Raw genomic sequence first — 21,519 nt, 5'->3', positions numbered from 1 at the left:
TCCGGCCGCCCGGGCGGTCGGCCAGGGTATGAAGACCAAGAATCTAGCGACCCTCTACGACCTGCCGACCCTGGAGTGGGCGCCCGTGGCGGCCAACCTGGACCGGCTCACGCAGGCTCCGGGCACCGGCGGCCCGGACCGGCACTCGCACTGGCTCACCACGGTCAACGCGGACGGGAGCCCGCACGTCACCGGCATCGGCGCCATCTGGTTCGACGGCGCCTACTGGTTGGTGTCCGGCCGCACGGCGCTCAAGGTCCGGAACCTGGAGCGTGACCCGCGGTGCGCCGTCGCGGTGGCGACTGCCGACTACGACACGGTCGTGGACGGCACGGCGCGCCTGGTCACGGACCGGGAGGAGGTGGCCGAGGTGTCCCGGCGGCTCAACGAGGGCGGCTGGCCGTGCGAGCCGGACGCGTCCGGCACGGCGCTCACCGCGCCGTACAGCGCCCCGTCCGCGGGTCCGGCGCCGTGGCACGTCTACCGTGTGACGCCCACCCGGGCGACGGCGCTGTACGTGCGGGAGGAGGGCGGCGCGACGTCCTTCGAGTTCGACTGAACCGGGCCGGTCGCTCTGCCCACGACCGAGCTCACTACCAAGCCCGCTGCCCAGCCCATTCCCCATCCGCCACACAGCCCCGGGTTTCGTCCATACCGTGAGACCCGCGTCTCAGCAGGGTGACGGCACGCGTAGGCTCCGGACATGGCACAGGTGGCTACTACAGACGGCATCAATCTCGCGGTCGTCGCGGGTGACGGCATCGGTACCGAGGTCGTGGAGCAGGGTCTCTCCGTCCTCGAGGCGGCGCTGGCGCCGTCGGGTACCAAGCTCTCCACCACCGAGTTCGACCTCGGTGCGCGGCGCTGGCACGCGACCGGCGAGACCCTCACCGACGAGGACCTCGCGCGGATCAAGACCCAGGACGCGATCCTGCTCGGCGCGATCGGCGACCCGTCGGTCCCGAGCGGCGTGCTGGAGCGCGGGCTGCTGCTCAAGCTGCGCTTCGCGCTGGACCACTACGTGAACCTGCGCCCGACCAAGCTGTTCGAGGGCGTCTCCAGCCCGCTCGCCGACCCGGGCGAGATCGACTTCGTGGTCGTCCGCGAGGGCACCGAGGGCCCGTACGTGGGCAACGGCGGCGCGCTGCGCGTCGGCACCCCCGCCGAGATCGCCACCGAGGTCAGCGTCAACACCGCGTTCGGCGTCGAGCGCGTGGTGCGGGACGCCTTCGCGCGTGCCGCGGCCCGTCCCCGCAAGCACCTCACGCTGGTGCACAAGCACAACGTGCTGGTGCACGCCGGCCACCTGTGGCGCCGCACGGTCGAGGCGGTCAACGCGGAGTTCCCCGACGTCACCACCGACTACGCGCACGTGGACGCCGCGACCATCTACCTGACGACGAACCCGAGCCGGTTCGACGTCATCGTCACGGACAACCTGTTCGGCGACATCCTCACCGACCAGGCCGCCGCGATCTCGGGCGGCATCGGGCTGGCGGCTTCGGCCAACATCAACCCGGACCGCACCGCGCCGTCGATGTTCGAGCCGGTGCACGGCTCCGCGCCCGACATCGCCGGCCAGGGCAAGGCCGACCCCACCGCGACGATCCTCTCCGTCGCCCTGCTGCTCGACCACCTGGGCTTCGCGGCCGAGTCCGCGCGCGTCCAGGACGCCGTCGCCGCCGACCTCGCGTCGCGCGGTGACGTAGTACGCACGACCGACCAGGTAGGCCGCGACATCACGGCCCGCGTGATCGGGTAGCACGCTCCACGAAGGCGGCGCCCGGGTCTCGCAGACCGATCCCCGGGCGCCGCTCTCGTATGTCGGGAGCCGTCCGGGCAGACGTCCGGCTCGGATCGCTCCGCCGCCTTGCCGGGCGTGGAAGACTGACAGCAGCATTCCGGTGAAAGGCATCGACATGACAACTACGACGGACCCCATCCTCCCGACCAGGCTCGAAGACCTGGTGGCGCTCTTCGACGTGCGGCCCACCGACGCGCCGACGTCGGACGAGGACCGCGTCGAGGCGCTCCGCGCCCCGAAGTTCGGGACCAAGTTCTCCGACCACATGGCGCGCATCTCCTGGAGCAGCGCCGACGGCTGGAAGGACCGGCGGATCGAGAAGTACGGTCCGCTGCTGCTCGACCCGGCCACCGCCGTCCTGCACTACGCGCAGGAGATCTTCGAGGGCCTCAAGGCCTACAAGCACGCCGACGGCTCGGTCTGGACGTTCCGCCCGGACCAGAACGCCGCGCGCTTCGCCCGGTCGGCGCACCGCCTCGCGCTGCCGTCGCTGAGCGTGGACGACTTCATCGGCTCGCTCGCCGCGCTGGTCCGCACCGACATCGACTGGGTGCCGGACGGCGAGGACTCGTCCCTCTACCTGCGGCCCTTCATGTACGCGTCCGAGGTGTTCCTCGGCGTGCGCCCGTCGCTCGAGGTCGAGTACCTCGTGATCGCCTCGCCCGTGGGCCCGTACTTCGCTGGCGGCGTGCGCCCCGTGTCGATCTACGTGTCCCAGGAGTACCACCGGGCAGGACCGCCCGGAGGCACCGGCGACGCGAAGTTCGGCGGCAACTACGCCGCGAGCCTCCTGCCGCAGCTCGAGGCCCAGAAGGAGGGCTTCGACCAGGTGTGCTTCCTGGACGCGGCCACCAACACCTACCTCGAAGAGCTCGGCGGCATGAACGTTTTCGTCGTGATGGAGGACGGCACGCTGCACACCCCGGAGCTCGGCTCGATCCTGGAGGGCATCACGCGCGGCTCCGTGCTGCAGCTCGCCGCCGACCGCGGCTACGACGTGGTGGAGCGGCGCATCCCGCTCGCCGAGGTCGTCGCGGGCCTCGAGTCCGGCGCCGTCAAGGAGTTCTTCGCGTGCGGCACCGCCGCCGTCGTGACGCCGGTGGGGCGGCTCGCCGGCTCGACGTTCGACCACGAGGTCAACGGCGGCGAGCCGGGCGAGCTCACGATGGCCATCCGCCAGGAGCTCACCGACATCCAGTACGGCCGCGCCGAGGACCGGCACGGCTGGATGCGGCGCCTGGCCTGATCGCTGTCGGCGCGGTCGGTCAGCCCCAGAGGCGGCCGATCGCGTCGCGGGCCACGAGGAACCCGACGATGCCGACTACCCACGCCGTCGTGCTCGCCGCGTTCCGCGTCAGCCAGCGGTCCAGGCGGCCGAGCGGCCGCTCCACCAGCCGCGACGCGAACACCCGCGCGGCGGTCAGCACGAGGGCCGGCAGGATCATGACCAGGCAGTAGCCCAGGACCCAGAGGCCCGACGCCGGCCACCCCGGACCCTGCGTGCCGATCAGGCCCAGCGCGGCGAGGTAGGGCAGCATCGACGCGACCTCGACCAGACCGGCCCCGACCGCCAGCCCGGCCAGCGCGGGCCAGCTGCCGGAGTCGCTCCCGAGCGCGCGCTCGCGCCAGCGGGTCAACCTGCCCGGGCGCGCCGGGAGGGCCGCGCCGGACGCGGTGTCCGCGGTGCCCGCGGTGCCCGAAGTGCCGACCGCCGGTGTGGCGGCGCCGGCCGGCGTCGGGCCCGCCAACGCTCCGCCTGCTGCCGCTCCGCCTGTTCCCGCCCCGCCGGCCTGCCCGGCAGCCGCCGCGTCGGCGGCCTTCCGCTCCTTGGACGGCTCGAGCTTGAAGCTCCACGCGAACAGGCCGACGCCGACCAGGAGCTGCGCGACCAGGAACGGGCGTGAGCTGGACAGAGACGACAGCGTGTCGCCCAGCGCGCCAGCCCCCAGGAGGATCGCCAGCCCGACCAGGGCGTAGAAGCCGGCGATCGAGCCGAGGTAGACGATCATCCGGCCCACGCGCACCCGGCCGGGCGACATGAGCAGCCACACGGGGATGAGCAGGGTGCCGAAGCTCGTCGAGTCGATGAGCGCGAGCACGGCCAGCGCACCGATCAGCGCGGCACCCGTGAGCTCGCCGGAGATGAGGTCCATGCCGTCCAGCCTGGTGCCCGCCGCGCACGAGCACATCCGCCGAACCGCCGAGACCCCGTACATCCTTCGGATGACCCGTCGCGCGCCGCGTCGTGCTGAGATGGACGCATGCCCCGCCTGTCCGAGCTGATCGCGCCCGTCGCCAAGGTCGTCACGGCCGAGGACCGGCGCGGCGACATGATCACCGCGGCGGGAATCCTGATCACCGCCCTGGCGCTCGACGCGCTCGGCCTGATCCGGACGTCCTGGAGCGGCCTGCCCGACGTACCGTCCTGGTGGTTCGCGATCCCGGCAGCCATCGGCTGCACCGCGCTGATCTGGCGCCGGATCCACCCGCTCACCGTGCTCGGCGTCGCCACCGTCGCCTTCGTGGTCGACGTCGTGCTCGGCGGCAGCGTCGGCCTCATCGTCGTCCTCTGGGAGGCGCTGTACGCCGTCCACCTGCACGGCACCCGGACCGCGCGGCGGGTCAGCATCGTCGGGGTCGCGATCCTGACCACGGCGCTGATGATCACCATCGCCGTCGTGACGGGCGGGCTCCGGCCGACGGTCCTCGTCGGGCTCCAGGCCCTGACCCTGCTGGTCACACCCATGTGGTGGGGCACCAACGTGCGGCAGGGCCGCGAGCTCACCGCCGCCGCCCGCGAACGGGAACGGCTCGAGCGCGAACGCGGCGCCGCGCTGCTCCGCCTCGCCGAGGCCTCGCGGCACGACGCCGTCCGCGCCGAACGGGCCACCGTCGCCCGCGACCTGCACGACGTCGTCGCCTCGCACCTCTCCGCCATCGCCATCACCTCGGGCGGGGCGCTCGCGGGGGCCGCCGAGCCGGAACGGGACCGGGCCGCGCTGCGCAGCATCCGCGCGGAGAGCCTGGCCTCGCTGCAGGACATGCAGGCGATGATCCGCGTGCTGCGGGCCGACGACGTGGGGCCGGAGGACGTGGCGCCGTCGCGGGCCGCCCAGCTCGCCCCGGTGATCGAGCAGGCGCGGCTCGCCGGCCTGGACCTGGCCGTCTCCGACCCCGACGGCGTCCTGACGGGCGCGACGCCCCTGCCCGCCGCGGTGGACCACGCGGTGTACCGGGTGGTCCGGGAGGCGCTGACGAACGTCCACCGGCACGGCGGCGCCCGGGCCGACCTGAGCTTCGCCGCCGGCGGGCGGCTCGAGATCGAGGTGCGCGACGTGGGGACGGGCCATGTGCCGGGACCTCACGTGCCGGGATCTCATGCACAGGGATCTCACGTGCCGGGGTCTCAGGTGCAGGGGGACGGCGGCGAGGGCACCGGGATCGGCCTGGTGTCGATGCGGGAGCGCGTCGAGTCCCTCGGCGGGTCGTTCTGGGCGGGTCCGGGTGACGCCGGCACCGACGCACCGCCGTCGCCCCACGCCACGCCCGGGGCGGCGTGGCTGGTCCGCGCCGTCCTGCCCCTTCCTGACCGGGCCGGGGCGGGCTCGGCTCCGGAGCGGCCGTTACCAGAGCGGCCGACGCCGGAGGTCCACGCGTGATCCGCGTCCTGCTCGCCGACGACCACGCGGCGATCCGGGCGGGCCTGCGCATGCTGCTCGCCACGGCCGGCGACATCGAGGTGATCGGCGAGGCCGGCGACGGCGCCGTCGCGGTCACGAACGCCCGCGCGCTGCGTCCCGACGTGGTGCTGATGGACGTGCGCATGCCGGGGACCGACGGCGTCACCGCGACCCGGCAGATCGTCGACGAGGGGCTGGCCGAGGTCCTGGTGCTCACGACCTTCGACCTGGACGAGTACGTGTTCGGCGCCCTCCGGGCCGGCGCCGCGGGCTTTCTGCTGAAGACCGCCGAGGCGTCCGCGCTGGTGGACGCCGTCCGGCACGTCGCCGCCGGGGACGGCGTCGTGGCGCCGGAGATCACCAGGCGGATCATCGCGGAGCTGTCCGCGCCCCGCGCCCGCCCGGGTGACCGGAACGGCGTCGTCGGCGCGAACGGGGACGGGACCGGTGCGGCGGGCCTGCCCGCCGACCTGACCCCGCGGGAGCGTGACGTGCTCGCGGGCCTCGGCTCGGGCCTGTCGAACGCGGAGCTCGCCGCCGCGCTGACCATCAGCGAGGCCACGGCCAAGACCCACGTGTCGCGGGTGCTCGCCAAGCTCGGCGTGACCTCCCGCGTCCAGGCGGCGATCGCCGCCCGGGACGCGGGCCTGGCCTGAGCTAGCCCAGCCGTCGGGTCAGCAGCCGCCCCGGTCGCGCGGCCAGCCAGGCCGACCCGATCGCGAGGACCGGGAGCGTGACCGCCAGCCCGAGCAGCCACAGCCACGGGACCTCGACGGCCCAGGCCCCCGTGACGTCCGCGGGGACCCACGGCCGCTGCAGGTGGACGAGCGCGGCGCCGAGAACACCGCCCGCCCCGATCCCGAGCAGCGTCCCGACCACGGAGATCGCTCCCGCGTGCGCCGCGACGACCAGGCGCCGCGTCCGCGGCGCCGCCCCGACGGCCTCGAGCGTCGCCAGGTCCGGCCGGGACTCCACGGCGGCCAGCCCGGCCGCGAGCCACGTGACGACCAGCGCCACGAGCGCTGCCACCAGGGCGATGAGCGGAGCACCGATAGCGTCGGCCGCGGGCTCGTAGCCGAGCTCGGTCCGGGCCGAGAGCTGTGTCCGGCCGTCCGCGGCAGAGCCGGTACCGTCCGCGATCGGATCGACTCCCGCTGGAATCGCGATCTCGCCGAGCCGGTGGGAGAGCGCCTCCGTCTGCGCCGCGGTGGGAACGTTGTCCGTCTCGACGACGAACCGTCCCACCCGTGGCTCGCCGCCCAGGGTGTCGACCAGAGCCGGCGGCACGAGGGGAAGGTTCGGCACGACCTCGGTACCGTCGCCCACCTCCGTGGCGGGAACGCGGACGGTGCGTTCCCTGGGGGGTGCGGGCATGCTGCCCGCACCGGTCACGTCGTAGGTCTGGATCCTCAGCCAGGCGGACCCGTCGGCGTCCGTGCTGCCGTGCGGGACGACTGCCCTGCCGTCGCGGAGGGCCGTCATCGCGGTGTCCGCGTCCGATCCGGTCAGGCCGAGCAGCGGTACGAGATCGCCGTCGTCCACCACGGGCGCCGCCAGCTCGCCGCCGCCGTGCCACGACCGATCGGCTTCGGTGGTGACGATGACCGCCGTCGGCCTTCCCTCGGACGTCTCGGTGAGAACGGGGACCGGAGTGACCGCGGTGACGTCCGGCAGCACGTCCCGCGCCGCCGACTCGATCTGCGCCCGGACCTCGTCCAGGTCCAGGGCGGTGTTCGCGTGGACGACCGTGGTGCCTGGTGTCGATACCGGCAGGTACGTGCGCTCCTCGTACTGCGCCTCCGACGTCACGAAGACGAGCCCGGCGGTCGCACCGGCGACGGCGACGAGGACCGCCGCGACGGCCGGTGACGTCCGCTGCCGATGTCTGGCGGCGTCCCGGAGAGCGAAGCGGGCGGGCAGCGGAAGCCTGCCCGACACCCTGGCGAGACCGGCGACGATGCCTCCGGTGGTCAGGACCAGCCCGATCTCGGCGACGACGATGCACCAGGCGAGGAGGACGCCGCCGTCGCCGGCGCTCGCGGCGGCGACCGCGCCGGTGAGGCCGGCTCCGGCGAGGACCACCCCGAGCACGACGGCCCACCCCTTGACGCCGTGCTGCCTGCGCCGCCCGGTCAGGGTGGCGACGACGTCGAGCCGGGCCGCGGCCCGCGCCGGCAGCCACGCCGCCGCGACGGCCACGACGGCGCCGAGGAGCACCATGGCGCCGACCTGGGGCCAGGGCACGACCAGGGCCGTGAACTCGAAGTACCGGAGCGGAACCGTGGCGACGGCGACCCCGGCGAGGGCCGCGACCACCGACGCGCCGAGCCCGATGACGATCGCCGGGATCATGGCGAGCGCACGGAGCGTCCGGGGCGAGGCGCCCTGCGCGGCGGCGACCGCGAGCGAGCGTTCCTGCCGCCGCGCGCTGACAGCGAAGGCCGGCCCGACGATCAGGATCCCCTCGAGCAGGGCGATGATCGTGACGGCCCCGCCGAGGGCGACCTCGTTCGTGTCCAGGGTGTCGTAGGGGTGGCCGAAGGTCTCGGCCTCCGGCGGCGGAAGATCGGTCAGCACCTCCTGGCTGATCACCGCGACGCCGTGCTCGTTGAGCCGTAGCACGTCGTCCCAGGTCACCGGGGTAGGACCGGAGACGAACCAGTTGACCTCCGCCGAACCGGTGCCGTCCACGAGCGAGGGCGACACGTCCTCGGGCGCCATGTGCACCACCGCTCCGGAGTTCTTGGGCAGGTGCCTGCCGAGCAGCCCGGAGACCGTCAACGTCTCCAAGCTGCCGCCGATCCGGGTCTCGACCACGACGGTGTCGCCGACGTCGACGCCGATCCGCCCGGCGACCTCACGCGAGATCGCGATCTCACCCGGTCCGGGGGCCGCGCCCGCGCGGAGCTTGAAGGCCGCCGTGACGGCGGCGTCGCTCAGATCGGTCTGCGCGACCCTGCTGGTGAGCTGCGCCCCGGGCCCGTGCAGCACCACGAGGGTGGTCTCGACGGGGACGAGGCGGTCGCCCGGGGGGAGCGCCGCGGTCAGCACCCGCTCGTGCTCCGTACGCGTCGGCTGCTCTCCGGTCGCCGTGCCGGTCTCTGTGCCGGCCTCCCTGTCGCTCTTCGTGTCGAGGCCCCAGGTGGCGTTCGTCGCGTCGAAGGTCTGCAGCACGCGCCCGCGGCCCAGGTAGTCGAGCGAGGCCTGCAGGTCGGGACCCAGCGACTCGTCGCGGACGGTCTCCGGGCTGTCCTTGCTCGACTCCAGGGCGGTGAAGGCAGCGCTCCCGGCCAGCACCGGCACCGCCACCATCACGGCGACCAGCGCGGTTCGCCCGACATGCCGCCGGGCGTCGCGCCGGGCGAGGCGCAGCCCGATCCGCCAGCGGGCGACCGCGCGGTTCAGCGCCTCGCTCATGCCTCCCACTCCATCAGGTCGGAGGGCTCGCCCAGCGGGTCGACGACGCGGCCCCCGGCGTCCGTGCCGGTGATCATGCCGTCGCGGAGGTGGATCGTGCGGTCCGCCCATGCCGCATAACGCGCGTCGTGGGTGACCAGCAGGCCGGCCGCGCCGGCATCGACCCGGTCGCGCAGCAGACGCAGCACGGCCTCACCGGTGACGGAGTCGAGCGCTCCGGTGGGCTCGTCCGCGAGGACCAGCCGGCGTGGGCCTACCAGGGCCCGTGCGATCGCGACCCGCTGCTGCTGGCCACCGGAGAGGTCCTCCGGGAACCGCTCCTGCTCGAGGTCGAGGCCCACCGCCTCGAGGGCGGCCTGGGCGAGCTGCCGCGCCGCGCGGAGGGAGGTGCCGTCCAGCTCCAGCGGTAGTGCCACGTTCTCCAGCGCGGTCAGCGCCGGGATCAGGTTCAGGTCCTGGAACACGTAGCCGACGTCGCGCCGCCGGACCTCGGCACGTCGCCGCGCGTCCATCTCGGTCACGTCCCGCCCGGCGACGAGCACCCGGCCCGCCGTCGCCGAGTCCAGGCCGCCCGCGACGTTCAGCAGGGTCGACTTCCCCGATCCCGACGGTCCCATCACGGCGACGAGCTCGCCCTCGCGGACCGTGAGGTCGATGCCTCCGAGCGCGTGAACCTGCGCCGGCCCCTGTCCATGGACGCGCGTCACGTCCATCAGCTCCAGTACCACGCTCATCGTCTGTTCCTCTTCGGTCGTTCGGTCCGGGGTGTGCTGCTGACGGTCGCCTCGACGTGGTCCAGCCACCGGGTCTCCGCCTCGATGGCGAAGACCTGGGCGTCCAGCACCAGGGCCCGCGCCCGATCGGTCACGGGATCCACGTCCCGCTTGGCCTGGGTCAGGGCGCGTAGCGCGCGCATGGTCTCGGACCGCTGCTCGCGCACGACCGCGGCGACGTCGACGCCGGGAACGGTCACGGCGAGCGCGACCTTGATCGCCAGCTCGTCGCGCTCCGCCTTGCCGCGGTGCACCGGCGTCGTCCACCAGCTCACCGCGGTCTCGCGACCGAGGTCGGTGAGGTGGTAGCGCTCGGCGGGCCGGCCGGCCGGAGGAGTCTCTCGCGGCTCGCCGTCCGGTGCCTGGTCGCTGCCCGGTGCCTGGGCGTCGACTGATGTCTGGTCCTCGACCGGTGTCTGGTCGTCGACCGTCCCGACGAGGCCGTCACGGTGCAGGCGGTTGAGCGTCGTGTACGCCTGGCCGATGTTGAGCGGCCAGGAGCCGCCGGTGCGGCGCTCGAACTCCTGACGGAGCTGGTAGCCGTTCATCGGCTGTTCGCTGAGCAGGGCGAGGAAGCCCTGACGGACGGACACGATGGCCTCCACTAGTTACTGGGTAAGTATCTGCGGGGCAATACTTACCGAGTAACTATCCGGGTGTCAACGAGTCCGGGCGAACTGGCCGGGACATGCGTCAGGCCCCTGGACCGCTCGAGCGGTCCAGGGGCCTGAACGGTGCGGTCAGCCCGCCGTCCGCTGCACCACCGTGCGGCTCAGAGTCCCGGTGAGCAGGGAGTACACGGCCGAGCCGATGATGATCCAGACCACGGCCGCGAGGATCGCCGGGACGAGGTCGGCCTGCCCGGCGAACGGCACGGCGGCGAGGATCACCGTGGCGAGGGCGACCACCCAGCCGAAGAACGACCGGGGGCGTGGCGTGCTCAGCACCAGCAGGTAGAGCACGATCGCGGCCAGCAGCGCGAACAGCGCGCCCGCCACGACCCACGCCATTGTGTCGGAGCCGGTGCCGAGGAGGTCGGCCTGCGGCTGGACGTCGAGGCCCAGCACCTCCTCGAGGATGAAGCTCGCGGCCAGGCCGATGAGCGCCGCCACCAGCATGGTCGCCAGGGCGCCGGCCCAGTAGCGGCCGACCTCCAGGGCGAGGCGCGGGTTCTCGGTGCCGGTCGTGACCGGCTGGGCCCGCGCGTCGGCGGGCGGCTGTCCCACGGGCTGCGTCGGCACACCGGGTGTCTGGGCCGGCGGCGGGTAGGCCGGCGGCGGCTGCTCGCCGTAGTCGGCGTCATAGGGGCGGTTCGGGTCGCTCATCGCGTTACCTCCCGGTTTGTGTAGCCCTATCTCCACTAGACCACGGATCGGTGCCAGCCGCACGGCCTACGACCTGCGGGTAGCGAGGCGCGCTCGCGGTGTCCGGCCGGTCGGCCGAGTGGCTATCGTCTGAGCAGGCACGACGGGTAACGGCAACGGCGCGCGGCGTGCGGGTCGTCGAGCTTCAGGGGAGACGTTGATGACCAGGGGCCGAGACAGGGTGCTCGTCGCGGGGTTCGGAGCCGTCGTGCTCCTCCTCACCGCGTGCGGCGGGCCGGGCGGCACGAGCACGAGCACGGGCAGCACGGGCACGAGCAGCACGGGCGGGCGAGGCAGCGGCATGTCCGAGGAGTCGGCGGCGGGCGAGAAGATCGGGGACGGCGAGCTGCGGACGGACCTCGAACCGCTGACCGAGCGGTTCCCGGCCCTGGGCACGCCGACGGGCGCCGAGTGGATGGGCGGCACCCTGGGCGACGCCCCCGGGCCCAGCACGTACTGGATCGACGCCGTGGTCGAGCTCGATCCCGCGGTCGCCGACGAGCTGCGCGCCACCTACGCGCCCGTGGAGGTGAGCACGCCGCCCGACGTCGTGAGCGCGATCGAGGAGAGGATCCCCGACGGCACGTGGTTGTCGTCCGACGAGCTCGACGCGGCGGTGTCCGGGAGCGGGTACAGCACCGATGTCTACCTCGAGCGGACCGGGTCGTTCGTCGTCCTGACGGCGATCGGCTCCTCGGGCTAGCCTCCCGTCCCACCTGTCAGACCCTCAGGTCACCCGGGTGACCTGAGGGTCTGACACGTCAGTGCAGGGGTCAGCGCAGGCCCTGGAGGTCCAGCACCAGGCCCTTCACGGCCGACGCCGGCACCTGGCCCGCGTCGTCCTCGACCCAGTCGGCGACCGACGTCGGCACCTGGCCGTCCGAGCACAGGACCAGCGGGGTGTCCTCGGCCGAGTCGGGCAGGCGGCCGTGCGTGCCGCGCACGTACGAGGCGTCGAGCGGGGTGGTGCCCATCGCGTACCGCAGGCCCAGCTTCTTGCGCACCAGGTTGAGGCCCGCCTTGGCCTTGGCGAGCGGGTCGGCCGGGTTGAAGAACAGCTCGGCGGGGTCGTAGCCCGGCTTGCGGTGGATGTCGACGCCGCGGGCGTACTCGGGCGCGCGGTCGTCGTCGAGCCAGAAGTAGTAGGTGAACCAGGCCCCCGGCTCCGCCACGACCACCAGCTCACCGGCACGCTCGTGGTCCAGGCCGTACTTGGCCTGCGCCTCGCGGTCCAGCACCTCGTCGACGCCGGGTACCTCGCGCAGCAGGCTCGCCACGCGGGCCAGGTCCGCTGCGTCGTCCACGTAGACGTGCGCCACCTGGTGGTCCGCGACGGCGAACGCGCGCGACGTCCACGGGTCGAGCTGCTCGCGCCCGTCCTGCACGTAGACCTCGAGCAGGCCCTCGCGGCGCAGGACCCGGTTGATGTCCACGGGCCGGTTCGCCGGCCCGATGCCGTACTCCGAGACGGCGACCACGGTGACGCCCGCCGCCTCGGCGTCGTCGAGCAGGGGTGCGAGGGCGGCGTCCAGCTCGGCCGCCGCCCGGTCGGCCTGGGGCGACGTCGGCCCGAACCGCTGCAGGTCGTAGTCCAGGTGCGGCAGGTACGCCGTGGTGAGGTTGGAGGTCCGGGTGCGCAGCAGGTGCCGCGTCACGTCCACGATCCAGCGGGTCGACGCGATCGACGCCGTCGGACCCCAGTACTGGAACAGCGGGAAGTCGCCGAACCGGCCCACCAGCTCGTCGTGCAGCTCGGGCGGCCGCACGTACCCGTCCGGCGACTTGCGGCCGTCGGCGTGGTAGATCGGGCGCGGCGTGATCGTGACGTCGGTGGACATGCCCATCGCGTACCACCAGCACACGTTGTCGGCCTGGTAGCCGGGGGCCTGCCTGCGGGCCGCCTCCCACACGTTCTCACCGCCGACGAGCCGGTTGTGCTGCCGCCACAGGTAGACGTCGCCCAGCTCGCGGAAGTACCAGCCGTTGCCCACCACGCCGTGCTCCGCCGGCATCAGGCCGGTGAGCATCGTCGACTGCACGCTGCAGGTCACCGCGGGCAGCACCGTGGCCAGCTCGGAGTGCCAGCCGGACTCCGCCAGCCGCCGCAGTCGCGGCATGTGCGCCAGGGCGCGTGCGGTCAGCCCGACGACGTCGAGCAGCAGGACGGGCTTCATGCGTTGACTCCCTCGGCAGCGGTGGTGGCGGTGGCGGCAACGGCGGCCGGCGCAGCGCTCAGCAGGTGCTCGGCGGCCCACCGCAGCTCGGCCGCGATCCCCGCGACGAGCTCGTCCGCGCCGTCGGGCCGCCGCGTGGGCAGCGCGTCGGGCGGCAGGACCGACCAGGTGTACGTCTCGACGTCGAGGTGCGCCTCGGCCCCGTGCGGCGCCTCCCGCACCGCGGCGACGGCGTCGCGCAGCACGTCGGTGGTCGCCGCCAGCGGGGCCGCCGGCTCGTGGTGCAGCGGCACGTGGAAGTGCACCCGCCACGGCCCGTCGCCCGGCAGGCCGGGCCGCCGGGCCTCGTCCCCGAGCGCCACGGGCAGGTCGTCGGAGGCCAGCACGTCGCCCGACGCCGTCAGCTCGCGCACCTGGTGCAGGTACCGCTGCTCGACGAACCGGCCGACGGCGTCCCGCGCGCCGGGGGCGGACGGGTCCGCGACCTCCAGCGCCGCCGACGCCTGCACCTTGACCACCCGCAGGCCCGCGTCCGTGATCCGGCGGACGGCACCCGCGGGGTCCGCGAACGAGACCGCCAGGTGGCACGTGTCCAGGCAGACGCCGACGTGCTCGGGGTCGATCCGCCGGTCGTCGGGGTACTCGGCGCCGGTCCGGGGCGCCAGCCACGCGACGACGTCCTCGACCGTGTCGAGCACGCAGCCCGGCTCGGGCTCGACGGCGACCCGAACGGTCCGGCCGGTGCGCTGCCGCAGCTCGCGCAGCTCGGCGGACAGCGTGGCGAACGCGCGCGTGGCCTCGTCGTCGTCGGCGCGGGTCCAGGGCGCGCGCCAAGCGAGCGGCAGGGTCGAGATCGACCCGGCGACTCCCTCGGGCAGCAGGTCGGCCAGCACCCGTGCGCACGCGAGCACGTACTCCAGCCGCGCCCGCTCGGCCCAGGTGGGGGAGTACACCGCGAGCTTGACGACCTCGCGGTGGAACCCGCCGTACGGGAAGGCGTTCAGCGTGTGCACCTGGAGCCGGTGCTCGGCGAGCGCCGCGCGCAGGCGGTCCCGGTCGGCGGCGGACGTGTCCAGGCGGTGCGCGAGCTCGGCGGGCAGCCACAGCCCGACGCCGAGGGTGTCGAGGCCGGCGGCCTCACGCACGGGCCCGGCGTACCGCGCGAGCTGGTCGATGACGCCGTCGAGGTCCTCGGCGGGGTGCACGTTGGTGCAGTAGGAGAGCAGCATCTGGGTATCCCTTCCGGTCCGCTCAGGCCCGCGCGCCGCGCAGCACGGACGATCCCTCGAACTCGACGCCGGGTGTCGGCGGCTCGCCCGCGCTGAACCCGGGGACCGGGTCGAGCACGAGGTTGCCCGACTGCGCGTAGAAGGCGACCGGGTTGCGCCACAGCACCTGGTCGACGTCGTCGTCCGAGAATCCGGCCGCCAGCATCGCCTCGGCGGTCCGGACCGTCTTGAGCGGGTCGGAGCGGCCCCAGTCCGCGGCGGAGTTCACGATCATCCGGTCGGTCCCGTACTCCTGCAGCAGGGCGACCATGCGGTGCTCGTCCATCTTGGTGTCGGGGTAGATCGAGAACCCGGCCCACGCCCCGGCGTCGCGCACCAGGGCGACGTTGGTCTCGTTGAGGTGGTCCACCAGCACCCGCTCCGGCGCGATCCCGGACTCGCGCACGACGTCGAGCGTGCGGCGCGTGCCGGCGAGCTTGTCGCGGTGCGGGGTGTGCACCAGGACGGGCAGCTCCGCCTCGTCGGCCATCTCGAGCTGGGCCGCGAACACCTCGTCCTCCTCGGGCGTCATGGAGTCGTACCCCACCTCGCCCACGGCCACCACGCCGTCCTTCAGCAGGTAGCGCGGCACCTCGGCGAGCACCTCGCGGCAGCGCGGATCGTTCGCCTCCTTGGGGTTGAGCGCGATCGTCGCGTGGTGCCGGACGCCGAACTGCGCCGCCCGGAACCGCTCCCAGCCCAGCAGGGAGTCGAAGTAGTCGGTGAACGAGCCCACGCTGGTGCGGGGCTGCCCCAGCCAGAAGGCGGGTTCGACGACGACGCGCACGCCCGCGGCATACAGGGCCTCGTAGTCGTCGGTCGTGCGGCTCGTCATGTGGATGTGCGGGTCGAGGATGCGCAACGTCACTCCTTCGTGGTGCTGAGCCGGGTGTCCGTGGTGGCCGTGACCGTGGGCCGGGTGTTTGCTGGCCGTGTGTTCGCTGGCCGGGTGTTCGCGGGTCGGGTGGCCGTGAGGCGGTCGAGGTCGTCCGGGACGGAGCGTCCCGCCGCGCGGCGTTCCGCGGCGAAGTCGCGGGCCATGCGGGCCAGCTCGTCGTCGGCCCGGCGGTCCAGGCCGCTCGCGGCGGCCAGGCTCGTGCCCTGGAACACGAGCTTGAGGATCGCGTGCCGCCACGTGTGCTGGTCCAGGTACCGCGCCCCGAACGGGCCGACGGCGGCCGCGACGAGGCTGGGGTCGTTCGCCCGCAGCGCGTCGGCGGCGAGCTCCAGCCCGGCGGCCACGAGGGGGGTGGGCTCGCCGCCCGGGCCGAGGTCGCCCAGGGTCGTGAGCGCGTCCAGCCCCCGCAGCACGCCGCGCCGTTCGGCGCCGTCGCCCTGCCGGTACAGGAGCACCAGGCGGTCCGCGAAGTCCTTGTCGGCGTCCGCACCCACGGCGGTGCCCACGCCCATGCCGACGCCCACGGTGTCGGCCAGCGAGACGAGGAGGGCGGTACGCGCGGCGTCGTCCACCGTCCCGTGCACGACGCCGCCCGGGTCGGTCTCCGGGCGCAGCGGCGCGCGCCCCACCCTGCGGGCCGCGAACGCGAACGCGCGGGTCACGCTGTCGGGATCACGCGCGACCTCGGCGCGCGCCTCGGCCAACCAGACGGCGCCGGGGGAGTCGCCCACGATGCGCTCCGGACCGGCGGTGGTGTCGACGTTCATGACAGGGCCCCCTCGCTGCTGTTGGAGTCTGTGCTGCTCACCCGCGCCCACGCCCGCATCAGGGCGGCCCGGCTGTCCCGGGCGAGCCGGGGCGCGTCGTGGGAGTGCCGGGGCAGCTCGACGGCGGCCACCCCGGAGTAGCCGATGTCGGCGAGCGTCGCGAGCACCAGCGGCAGGTCGATGTCGCCCTCGCCGAACGGGCGGTGCTCGTGGTGCGTGGTGGGCATGTCGTCGAGCTGCACGTTGCTCAGGTACGGCGAGGCGGCGCGCAGCGCCCCCACCACGCCGTCGGGCTCCACCACGAGGCAGTGCCCCACGTCGACGGTGATGCCCAGCTCGGGCGGCGTGCCCAGGTCGCCCAGGAGCCGCAGCGCGTCGCCGACCGTCTCGACGAGCATGCCCGGCTCGGGTTCGAGCGACAGCCGCACGCCGCGCTCCCCGGCGAACTCGACGAGCTCACCGACCCGCTCGCGGAGGCGGGCCCAGCCGTCGGCGGCGCTCGCGCCGTCGGGCAGGATGCCGGAGAAGAACGAGACGCACCGGGCGTCGAGGTCCGCCGCGATCTCGACCGCGCGCTCCAGGTACCGCATGCGCAGGGTCGCGTCCCGGTCCACGAGCGTGGGCCGGTGCTTGTGCAGCGGGTCGAGCAGGTACCTGGTGCCGGTCTCCACGACCGCGGCCGCCCCGGTGCCCCCGCGCATCCGGCCCAGGTGGGCGCGCAGGGCGGTGACGTCGTCGCCGGCCAGGGGCGCGAACGGGTCCAGGTGCGGAAAGCCGAGGGTGACCGCGACGGCGTCGTACCCCACGTCGTCGAGCACGTCGAGGGCACCGCGGAGCGGGTGGTCCCCGAAGCCGTTCGTGCCGTAACCGAGCAGGAACGGGGGCCTCACGTGATGCTCACCCCGGCCCGTCCGCGTCGGCGGCCCAGCAGACGCAGCCCGTGGCCGGCCGCCGCGACGCCGGCCAGGAGCGCGGTGGTGCCGAGGCTCCCGGACCGGGCCGCCCATGCGGCCTGCAGCGGGACCATCGCCTGGATCCCGGCCCGGGTCGCGGTCCGCGCGTTGGCGGCCGTCGGCCGGGCCGCGGCCCGGACCTGCCCCGGCAGCGTGGCCGCGGCGTAGGCGCCCGCGGCGGCGACCGTGATCCAGTTGGCAGTGGTCCAGCGAGCGGCGGTCCAGCGCGTACCCGGCGCCGTGGACCCGGTCGGGCCGGCGGCAGAGCCGAGAGTGGTGCCCGAGCCCGAGCCGGAGCCTGCGCCTGCGCCTGCGCCTGCGCCCGAGCCTGCGCCCGGGCGAGCCGCTGCCACGGCGATCGCGCCCGCGACCGTCCCGGCGGCGACCCCGCCCGCGACCTGCGGCGTGGTGCCGTGCACCTCGCCGCGCGAGAGCACGGTGACCCCGAGGGTGTGCGCCGTCAGGCCCGCCGCGGCCGGCAGCGCCGACCGCAGGCGGCCGGGCGTGGCGCCCAGCAGCACGTCGAGCCCGCGGCAGGCGGCCATGACGACCGGCCCGGCCGGCCGGTCCTTGGCGACCAGGTCGTAGGTCCAGACGCACGCGGCCAGCGGCACGGCGACGGCGAGCGAGCGCCGTCCGCCCGCGAGGCCCGCCGCCGCGATGCCGCCCGCGGTGAGCGTCGCGCCGATCGCCAGCGCCGTCCGCGGCGTGACCCGGCCCGAGGGGATGGGCCGCTCGGGCCGTTCGACGGCGTCGACGTGCCGGTCGGCGTAGTCGTTCAGCGCCATCCCGCCCAGGTAGAGGCAGGCGGAGGCGACGGGCAGCAGGGCGTGCCGGGCGCGGAGCGGCGTCGGTACCCCGGACGCGGCGCGCGCGCCGGCCCGGCCGGCCGCGAGCCCGGCCAGGGTGTCGCCCACGACGCTGAGCGCGGCGGGGGCGCGGACGAGCTCGGCGACGTCGGCGAGGCCAGGAAACCCGGCCGTCTGCTGCGTGCCCGTCTGCTGCGTGCCCGTCTGCCGAGCGCCCGCTTGCCGAGCGCCCGCTTGCCGAGCGCCCGCTTGCCGAGCGCCCGCTTGCCGAGCGCCCGTCGGCCGGGGGCTCATCGGCCGACCTGTGCCGCGGTGCCGCGCACCCACTCCTCGACAGCCCGGGCCTGGTCGGCGGCGTCGTGCACGTCGGAGCCCCAGGGGTCCTTGAAGAAGAAGCCCAGCTCGGGCACCGGACCGCTGATCCCCGCGGCGTGCGCGAGCGCGAGCAGGCGCGCCAGGTCGAGCACGAGCGGCGCGGCGAGCATCGAGTCGTGCGCGCTCCACGTGGTCTGCAGCGTGAGCCGCGACCCGAGGAAGCCCTCGACGTGCACGTGGTCCCAGGCCACCTTGGTGTCGCCCAGGTCGGGCACGTTGTCGATGTGCAGGGGAGTGGTGTCGCTGCCGGTCAGCGCCGTCAGGCCGCGGTTCTTGCTGGCCAGCTTGCTGCGCACGGCGTCCGGGTCGGCCAGGGTGGCGCCGTCGCCCCCGCCCAGCAGGTTGGTGCCGGCCCACGAGAGCACCTTGAGGCCGCGGGCGGCGAACGCGGGCGCCAGCACGGTGCGCAGCCACGTCTGCCCGGTCTTGCCGTCCTGCCCGGCCACGGGGATGCCCCGCTCACGGGCGAGCCGGGTCAGGGCGGGCAGGCCCATGCCCGCCGACGGCGTGAACGCGGCGTACGCGGCTCCGGCAAGGATCGCCGCGTACGCCGAGACGGAGGACGCCGGCAGCACCGCGCGGGCCGGGTCTGCCAGGGCCACGAGCAGCGCGTCGACGTCGTCGTGCTCGGGTGCCGGGACCACGGGCGGCTCGGTCGAGGACAGGTCGATGACGACGACGCGCGCGAGGTCGTGCCGGTCCTGGAACGACGCGATGTCGGCAGCGAGCCGCTCGGCGACGGCCTGCTGGGACTCGGTCTGCGGGCGGTCTGCGTGCGAGCCGTCCGCGTGCGAGCCGTGCGGGTCGTAGCCGGGGCGCACCTCGGCGTCCGCCCGTTCGAGGGCGTCGTGCGTGGCGGCGAACAGGCGCGGCCCGATCATGCCGGTCTCGACCAGGCACTCCGCGCGCTTGGTCATGGTGACCGAGGAGATGTCGTGCCCGCCCACGACGAGGTCGGCGAACGCCGGGAGGCCGGCCGAGGCGAACGGCTCCCGCGCGGTGACGCAGCCCGTCGGTGGTGCCTGACCGTCGGCGATGGCCGCGAGTCCTACGGTGGCGGTGCTCGCCACCGATCCGCGGGCCCCGACGAACCAGATACCGGTCCGTGCGGTTGCGTTGTGGCGTGCAGAGGCGTGGTGCATCATCGCTCCCCAGTCCGACGACGTCGTCGCGAGCACGCTAGTCCCACTTATGGCGATTAGCAAACAAAAGTTCTGAGATCGTCGGTTGAAGAGAGATTTCCGACAAGGCCGTCGGTACCGGACCGGCCGCCACCCGGCTGCCGGACCGGCTGCCACACCCGGCCCCCGGACCGGTTGCGCACGGCATCTGGACGCCACTACCGTGCCCTGCCGCGCTGTGGCACTATGACCCGCATGAACCAGTGCCTCACCCCGAGCTCCACCCTGCGACAGGTGATCATCATTTCGTAGCGCGTCCGGCGAGAACCGCACCGGACGCGCAGACCTTCCACACCCTGGAGGGTCTTTTTTGTTGGCCTGAAGATCTGACCTCAGCCACGCAAGCCAGACACATCGTTGGGAGCATCGATGACCACCGCCTCGTTCCAGGTGTACGACACGACGCTGCGTGACGGCGCGCAGCAGGAGGGTATGAACCTCTCCGTCTCCGACAAGCTCGCGATCGCGGCGCTGCTCGACGAGCTCGGCGTCGGCTACATCGAGGGTGGCTGGCCCGGGGCGGTACCCAAGGACACCGACTTCTTCGCCCGGGCCGCCACCGAGCTGACCCTGAAGAACGCGGTGCTCGCGGCGTTCGGCGCCACCCGGCGGGCGGGCGTCCGCGCGGGCGACGACCCGCAGGTGCGCGCGCTGCTCGACGCCGCGACCCCCGTGGTGACCCTCGTCGCCAAGTCCGACGTGCGGCACGTGGAGCGCGCGCTCAGGACGACTCGGGCCGAGAACCTCGCGATGATCGGCGACACCGTCAGCTTCCTCGTGGGTGAGGGGCGCCGCGTGGTGCTGGACGCCGAGCACTTCTTCGACGGCTACCGGTTCGACCGGGACTATGCGACCAGCGCCGTCAGCGCCGCGTTCGAGGCCGGGGCCGAGGTGGTCACGCTCTGCGACACCAACGGCGGCATGCTGCCCACCTGGGTCGGCGAGATCGTGAGCGAGCTGCGGGCCGGTACCGGCGTCGGGCCGGAGCAGATGCTGGGCGTGCACGCGCACAACGACACGGGCTGCGCCGTCGCGAACTCGCTCGCCGCCGTCGAGGCGGGCGCCACGCACGTGCAGGGCACGGTCAACGGCTACGGCGAGCGCACCGGCAACGCCGATCTCGTCACGGTCGTGGCGAACCTGGAGCTCAAGGCCGGCATGACCCTGCTGGCGGACGGCGGCCTGCGGGAGGCCGCCCGGATCTCGCACGCCATCAGCGAGATCACGAACATCTCGCCGTTCGCGCGCCAGCCGTACGTGGGGGCGAGCGCGTTCGCGCACAAGGGCGGCCTGCACGCCAGCGCGATCCGGGTCGACCCCGACATGTACCAGCACACCGACCCCACGCTGGTCGGCAACGACATGCGCATGCTGGTCTCCGACATGGCGGGCCGAGCCTCGATCGAGCTCAAGGGCCGCGAGCTGGGCTTCGACCTGGCCGGTCAGGGCGAGCTGCTCTCCCGCGTCACCAACCGCGTGAAGGACGACGAGGCCGCCGGCTACACCTACGAGGCCGCCGACGCCTCGTTCGAGCTGCTGCTGCGGGCCGAGCTGGGGCAGCGGCCGGACTTCTTCACCGTCGAGTCGTGGCGCACCATCGTCGAGACCGTCCCCGCGGGCGCGGCCCCGCCGTCGGTCCACGCGCCCGACGCCGCCGCGGTGGCCGAGGCGACCGTCAAGCTCCGCGCCGGCGGCGAGCGGATCGTGACGACGGGGGAGGGCAACGGCCCCGTCAACGCGCTCGACCAGGCGCTGCGTACGGCGCTCTCGCAGGTCTACCCGGAGCTGGCCCGGTTCGAGCTCATCGACTTCAAGGTGCGGCTGCTGGACACCGAGCTCGGCACCGACGCGATCACCCGGGTGCTGACCGAGACCAGCGACGGCGAGCGGTCGTGGTCGACGGTGGGCGTGGGACCCAACGTGGTCGAGGCCGCGTGGGAGGCCGTGACGGAGGCGTACGTGTACGGCCTGCTGAAGTCGGGCGTGGACCCGCGGCCCTGAGACCACCCCGCCGAAGTAGAACCAGGGCGAAGTAGAACCGCAGCGGTTCTACTTC

Annotated in this window: 19 protein-coding genes; 7 read left to right on the top strand and 12 right to left on the bottom strand. The window is 74.0% G+C overall.

Annotation, left to right across the window (positions count from 1 at the left end; all coding sequences use genetic code 11):
* Window positions 1–28: 28 nt before the first annotated feature.
* From ACFU5G_RS08095 to ACFU5G_RS08085, 3 genes are all read left to right on the top strand, one after another.
* Window positions 29–559 carry a pyridoxamine 5'-phosphate oxidase family protein gene (locus tag ACFU5G_RS08095; RefSeq protein WP_377242551.1) on the top strand — a complete coding sequence of 177 codons (531 nt, stop codon included), beginning with the start codon at window positions 29–31 and terminating at the stop codon, window positions 557–559.
* 144 nt (window positions 560–703) lie between these two features.
* A complete protein-coding gene (locus ACFU5G_RS08090) occupies window positions 704–1,762 on the top strand; it encodes a 3-isopropylmalate dehydrogenase (protein WP_377242549.1) in 1,059 nt (352 codons plus the stop codon).
* 157 nt (window positions 1,763–1,919) lie between these two features.
* Window positions 1,920–3,050, top strand: a complete 1,131-nt coding sequence (locus tag ACFU5G_RS08085) for a branched-chain amino acid aminotransferase (protein ID WP_121384385.1) — start codon at window positions 1,920–1,922, stop codon at window positions 3,048–3,050.
* A 19-nt stretch (window positions 3,051–3,069) separates the two neighbouring features.
* Here the strand turns inward: ACFU5G_RS08085 and ACFU5G_RS08080 are convergent, their stop codons facing one another.
* Window positions 3,070–3,957 (bottom strand): GAP family protein, encoded by an 888-nt coding sequence (locus ACFU5G_RS08080; RefSeq protein WP_377242547.1) that lies wholly within the window; start codon window positions 3,955–3,957, stop codon window positions 3,070–3,072.
* 108 nt (window positions 3,958–4,065) lie between these two features.
* Here ACFU5G_RS08080 and ACFU5G_RS08075 point away from each other — a divergent pair, with 108 nt between their 5' ends.
* The gene (locus tag ACFU5G_RS08075) at window positions 4,066–5,463 is read left to right on the top strand and encodes a sensor histidine kinase (RefSeq protein WP_377242545.1); all 1,398 of its coding nucleotides are present in this window, start codon (window positions 4,066–4,068) and stop codon (window positions 5,461–5,463) included.
* Window positions 5,460–6,140 (top strand): response regulator, encoded by a 681-nt coding sequence (locus ACFU5G_RS08070; protein ID WP_377242543.1) that lies wholly within the window; start codon window positions 5,460–5,462, stop codon window positions 6,138–6,140. Before ACFU5G_RS08075 ends, ACFU5G_RS08070 begins: the two co-directional genes overlap by 4 nt.
* 1 nt (window position 6,141) lies before the next feature.
* Here the strand turns inward: ACFU5G_RS08070 and ACFU5G_RS08065 are convergent, their stop codons facing one another.
* From ACFU5G_RS08065 to ACFU5G_RS08050, 4 genes are all read right to left on the bottom strand, one after another.
* Window positions 6,142–8,901 carry an FtsX-like permease family protein gene (locus ACFU5G_RS08065; protein WP_377242541.1) on the bottom strand — a complete coding sequence of 920 codons (2,760 nt, stop codon included), beginning with the start codon at window positions 8,899–8,901 and terminating at the stop codon, window positions 6,142–6,144.
* Window positions 8,898–9,635 (bottom strand): ABC transporter ATP-binding protein, encoded by a 738-nt coding sequence (locus ACFU5G_RS08060; RefSeq protein WP_377242539.1) that lies wholly within the window; start codon window positions 9,633–9,635, stop codon window positions 8,898–8,900. The genes ACFU5G_RS08065 and ACFU5G_RS08060 overlap by 4 nt, the downstream gene beginning before the upstream one ends.
* Window positions 9,632–10,267 (bottom strand): PadR family transcriptional regulator, encoded by a 636-nt coding sequence (locus ACFU5G_RS08055; RefSeq protein ID WP_377242537.1) that lies wholly within the window; start codon window positions 10,265–10,267, stop codon window positions 9,632–9,634. The genes ACFU5G_RS08060 and ACFU5G_RS08055 overlap by 4 nt, the downstream gene beginning before the upstream one ends.
* 147 nt (window positions 10,268–10,414) lie before the next feature.
* Complete coding sequence (locus ACFU5G_RS08050) at window positions 10,415–10,999, bottom strand: DUF6069 family protein (protein WP_377242536.1); 585 nt, start codon at window positions 10,997–10,999, stop codon at window positions 10,415–10,417.
* Between the two features lie 199 nt (window positions 11,000–11,198).
* On the opposite strand from ACFU5G_RS08050, the gene ACFU5G_RS08045 reads away from it, so the two are divergent.
* Entirely contained in the window at window positions 11,199–11,741 is a 543-nt protein-coding gene (locus ACFU5G_RS08045; RefSeq protein ID WP_377242534.1) for a hypothetical protein, read from the top strand.
* A 70-nt stretch (window positions 11,742–11,811) separates the two neighbouring features.
* On the opposite strand, the gene ACFU5G_RS08040 is transcribed toward ACFU5G_RS08045, so the two are convergent.
* Genes ACFU5G_RS08040 through ACFU5G_RS08010 form a run of 7 tightly spaced genes read right to left on the bottom strand, consistent with a single transcriptional unit; the run spans window position 11,812 to window position 19,424 of the window.
* Window positions 11,812–13,212 carry an alkaline phosphatase family protein gene (locus ACFU5G_RS08040; RefSeq protein ID WP_377242533.1) on the bottom strand — a complete coding sequence of 467 codons (1,401 nt, stop codon included), beginning with the start codon at window positions 13,210–13,212 and terminating at the stop codon, window positions 11,812–11,814.
* Window positions 13,209–14,441, bottom strand: coding sequence for a metabolite traffic protein EboE (eboE, locus tag ACFU5G_RS08035; RefSeq protein ID WP_377242531.1), 1,233 nt, complete (start codon window positions 14,439–14,441; stop codon window positions 13,209–13,211). The genes ACFU5G_RS08040 and eboE overlap by 4 nt, the downstream gene beginning before the upstream one ends.
* A gap of 22 nt (window positions 14,442–14,463) precedes the next feature.
* Window positions 14,464–15,348, bottom strand: a complete 885-nt coding sequence (locus tag ACFU5G_RS08030) for a TatD family hydrolase (RefSeq protein WP_377242529.1) — start codon at window positions 15,346–15,348, stop codon at window positions 14,464–14,466.
* Window positions 15,345–16,145: an EboA domain-containing protein gene (locus tag ACFU5G_RS08025; protein ID WP_377242527.1), complete on the bottom strand. Its 801-nt coding sequence runs from the start codon at window positions 16,143–16,145 to the stop codon at window positions 15,345–15,347. The genes ACFU5G_RS08030 and ACFU5G_RS08025 overlap by 4 nt, the downstream gene beginning before the upstream one ends.
* Entirely contained in the window at window positions 16,142–17,035 is an 894-nt protein-coding gene (locus tag ACFU5G_RS08020; protein WP_377242525.1) for a sugar phosphate isomerase/epimerase family protein, read from the bottom strand. The genes ACFU5G_RS08025 and ACFU5G_RS08020 overlap by 4 nt, the downstream gene beginning before the upstream one ends.
* A complete protein-coding gene (locus tag ACFU5G_RS08015; RefSeq protein WP_377242523.1) occupies window positions 17,032–18,201 on the bottom strand; it encodes an SCO3242 family prenyltransferase in 1,170 nt (389 codons plus the stop codon). Before ACFU5G_RS08015 ends, ACFU5G_RS08020 begins: the two co-directional genes overlap by 4 nt.
* The gene (locus ACFU5G_RS08010; RefSeq protein ID WP_377242521.1) at window positions 18,198–19,424 is read right to left on the bottom strand and encodes an inositol-3-phosphate synthase; all 1,227 of its coding nucleotides are present in this window, start codon (window positions 19,422–19,424) and stop codon (window positions 18,198–18,200) included. Before ACFU5G_RS08010 ends, ACFU5G_RS08015 begins: the two co-directional genes overlap by 4 nt.
* Before the next feature lie 408 nt (window positions 19,425–19,832).
* Here ACFU5G_RS08010 and cimA point away from each other — a divergent pair, with 408 nt between their 5' ends.
* Window positions 19,833–21,464, top strand: a complete 1,632-nt coding sequence (gene cimA, locus ACFU5G_RS08005; protein ID WP_377242520.1) for a citramalate synthase — start codon at window positions 19,833–19,835, stop codon at window positions 21,462–21,464.
* Window positions 21,465–21,519: the final 55 nt, after the last annotated feature.

The sequence above is a fragment of the Promicromonospora sp. NPDC057488 genome (genome assembly GCF_042802395.1).
GTDB lineage: Bacteria > Actinomycetota > Actinomycetes > Actinomycetales > Cellulomonadaceae > Promicromonospora.
Note: the sequence above shows the minus strand (reverse complement) of the source record. Positions and strands in the feature narration are given on the sequence as shown.

What these genes read in the sequence shown, in the direction of transcription:
- ACFU5G_RS08095 (WP_377242551.1), top strand. Translation starts at nt 29, where the DNA reads ATGAAGACCAAGAATCTAGCGACCCTCTACGACCTGCCGACCCTGGAG.
- ACFU5G_RS08090 (WP_377242549.1), top strand. Translation starts at nt 704, where the DNA reads ATGGCACAGGTGGCTACTACAGACGGCATCAATCTCGCGGTCGTCGCG.
- ACFU5G_RS08085 (WP_121384385.1), top strand. Translation starts at nt 1,920, where the DNA reads ATGACAACTACGACGGACCCCATCCTCCCGACCAGGCTCGAAGACCTG.
- ACFU5G_RS08080 (WP_377242547.1), bottom strand. Translation starts at nt 3,957, where the DNA reads ATGGACCTCATCTCCGGCGAGCTCACGGGTGCCGCGCTGATCGGTGCG.
- ACFU5G_RS08075 (WP_377242545.1), top strand. Translation starts at nt 4,066, where the DNA reads ATGCCCCGCCTGTCCGAGCTGATCGCGCCCGTCGCCAAGGTCGTCACG.
- ACFU5G_RS08065 (WP_377242541.1), bottom strand. Translation starts at nt 8,901, where the DNA reads ATGAGCGAGGCGCTGAACCGCGCGGTCGCCCGCTGGCGGATCGGGCTG.
- ACFU5G_RS08060 (WP_377242539.1), bottom strand. Translation starts at nt 9,635, where the DNA reads ATGAGCGTGGTACTGGAGCTGATGGACGTGACGCGCGTCCATGGACAG.
- ACFU5G_RS08050 (WP_377242536.1), bottom strand. Translation starts at nt 10,999, where the DNA reads ATGAGCGACCCGAACCGCCCCTATGACGCCGACTACGGCGAGCAGCCG.
- ACFU5G_RS08045 (WP_377242534.1), top strand. Translation starts at nt 11,199, where the DNA reads ATGACCAGGGGCCGAGACAGGGTGCTCGTCGCGGGGTTCGGAGCCGTC.
- ACFU5G_RS08040 (WP_377242533.1), bottom strand. Translation starts at nt 13,212, where the DNA reads ATGAAGCCCGTCCTGCTGCTCGACGTCGTCGGGCTGACCGCACGCGCC.
- eboE (WP_377242531.1), bottom strand. Translation starts at nt 14,441, where the DNA reads ATGCTGCTCTCCTACTGCACCAACGTGCACCCCGCCGAGGACCTCGAC.
- ACFU5G_RS08025 (WP_377242527.1), bottom strand. Translation starts at nt 16,145, where the DNA reads ATGAACGTCGACACCACCGCCGGTCCGGAGCGCATCGTGGGCGACTCC.
- ACFU5G_RS08015 (WP_377242523.1), bottom strand. Translation starts at nt 18,201, where the DNA reads ATGAGCCCCCGGCCGACGGGCGCTCGGCAAGCGGGCGCTCGGCAAGCG.
- ACFU5G_RS08010 (WP_377242521.1), bottom strand. Translation starts at nt 19,424, where the DNA reads ATGCACCACGCCTCTGCACGCCACAACGCAACCGCACGGACCGGTATC.
- cimA (WP_377242520.1), top strand. Translation starts at nt 19,833, where the DNA reads ATGACCACCGCCTCGTTCCAGGTGTACGACACGACGCTGCGTGACGGC.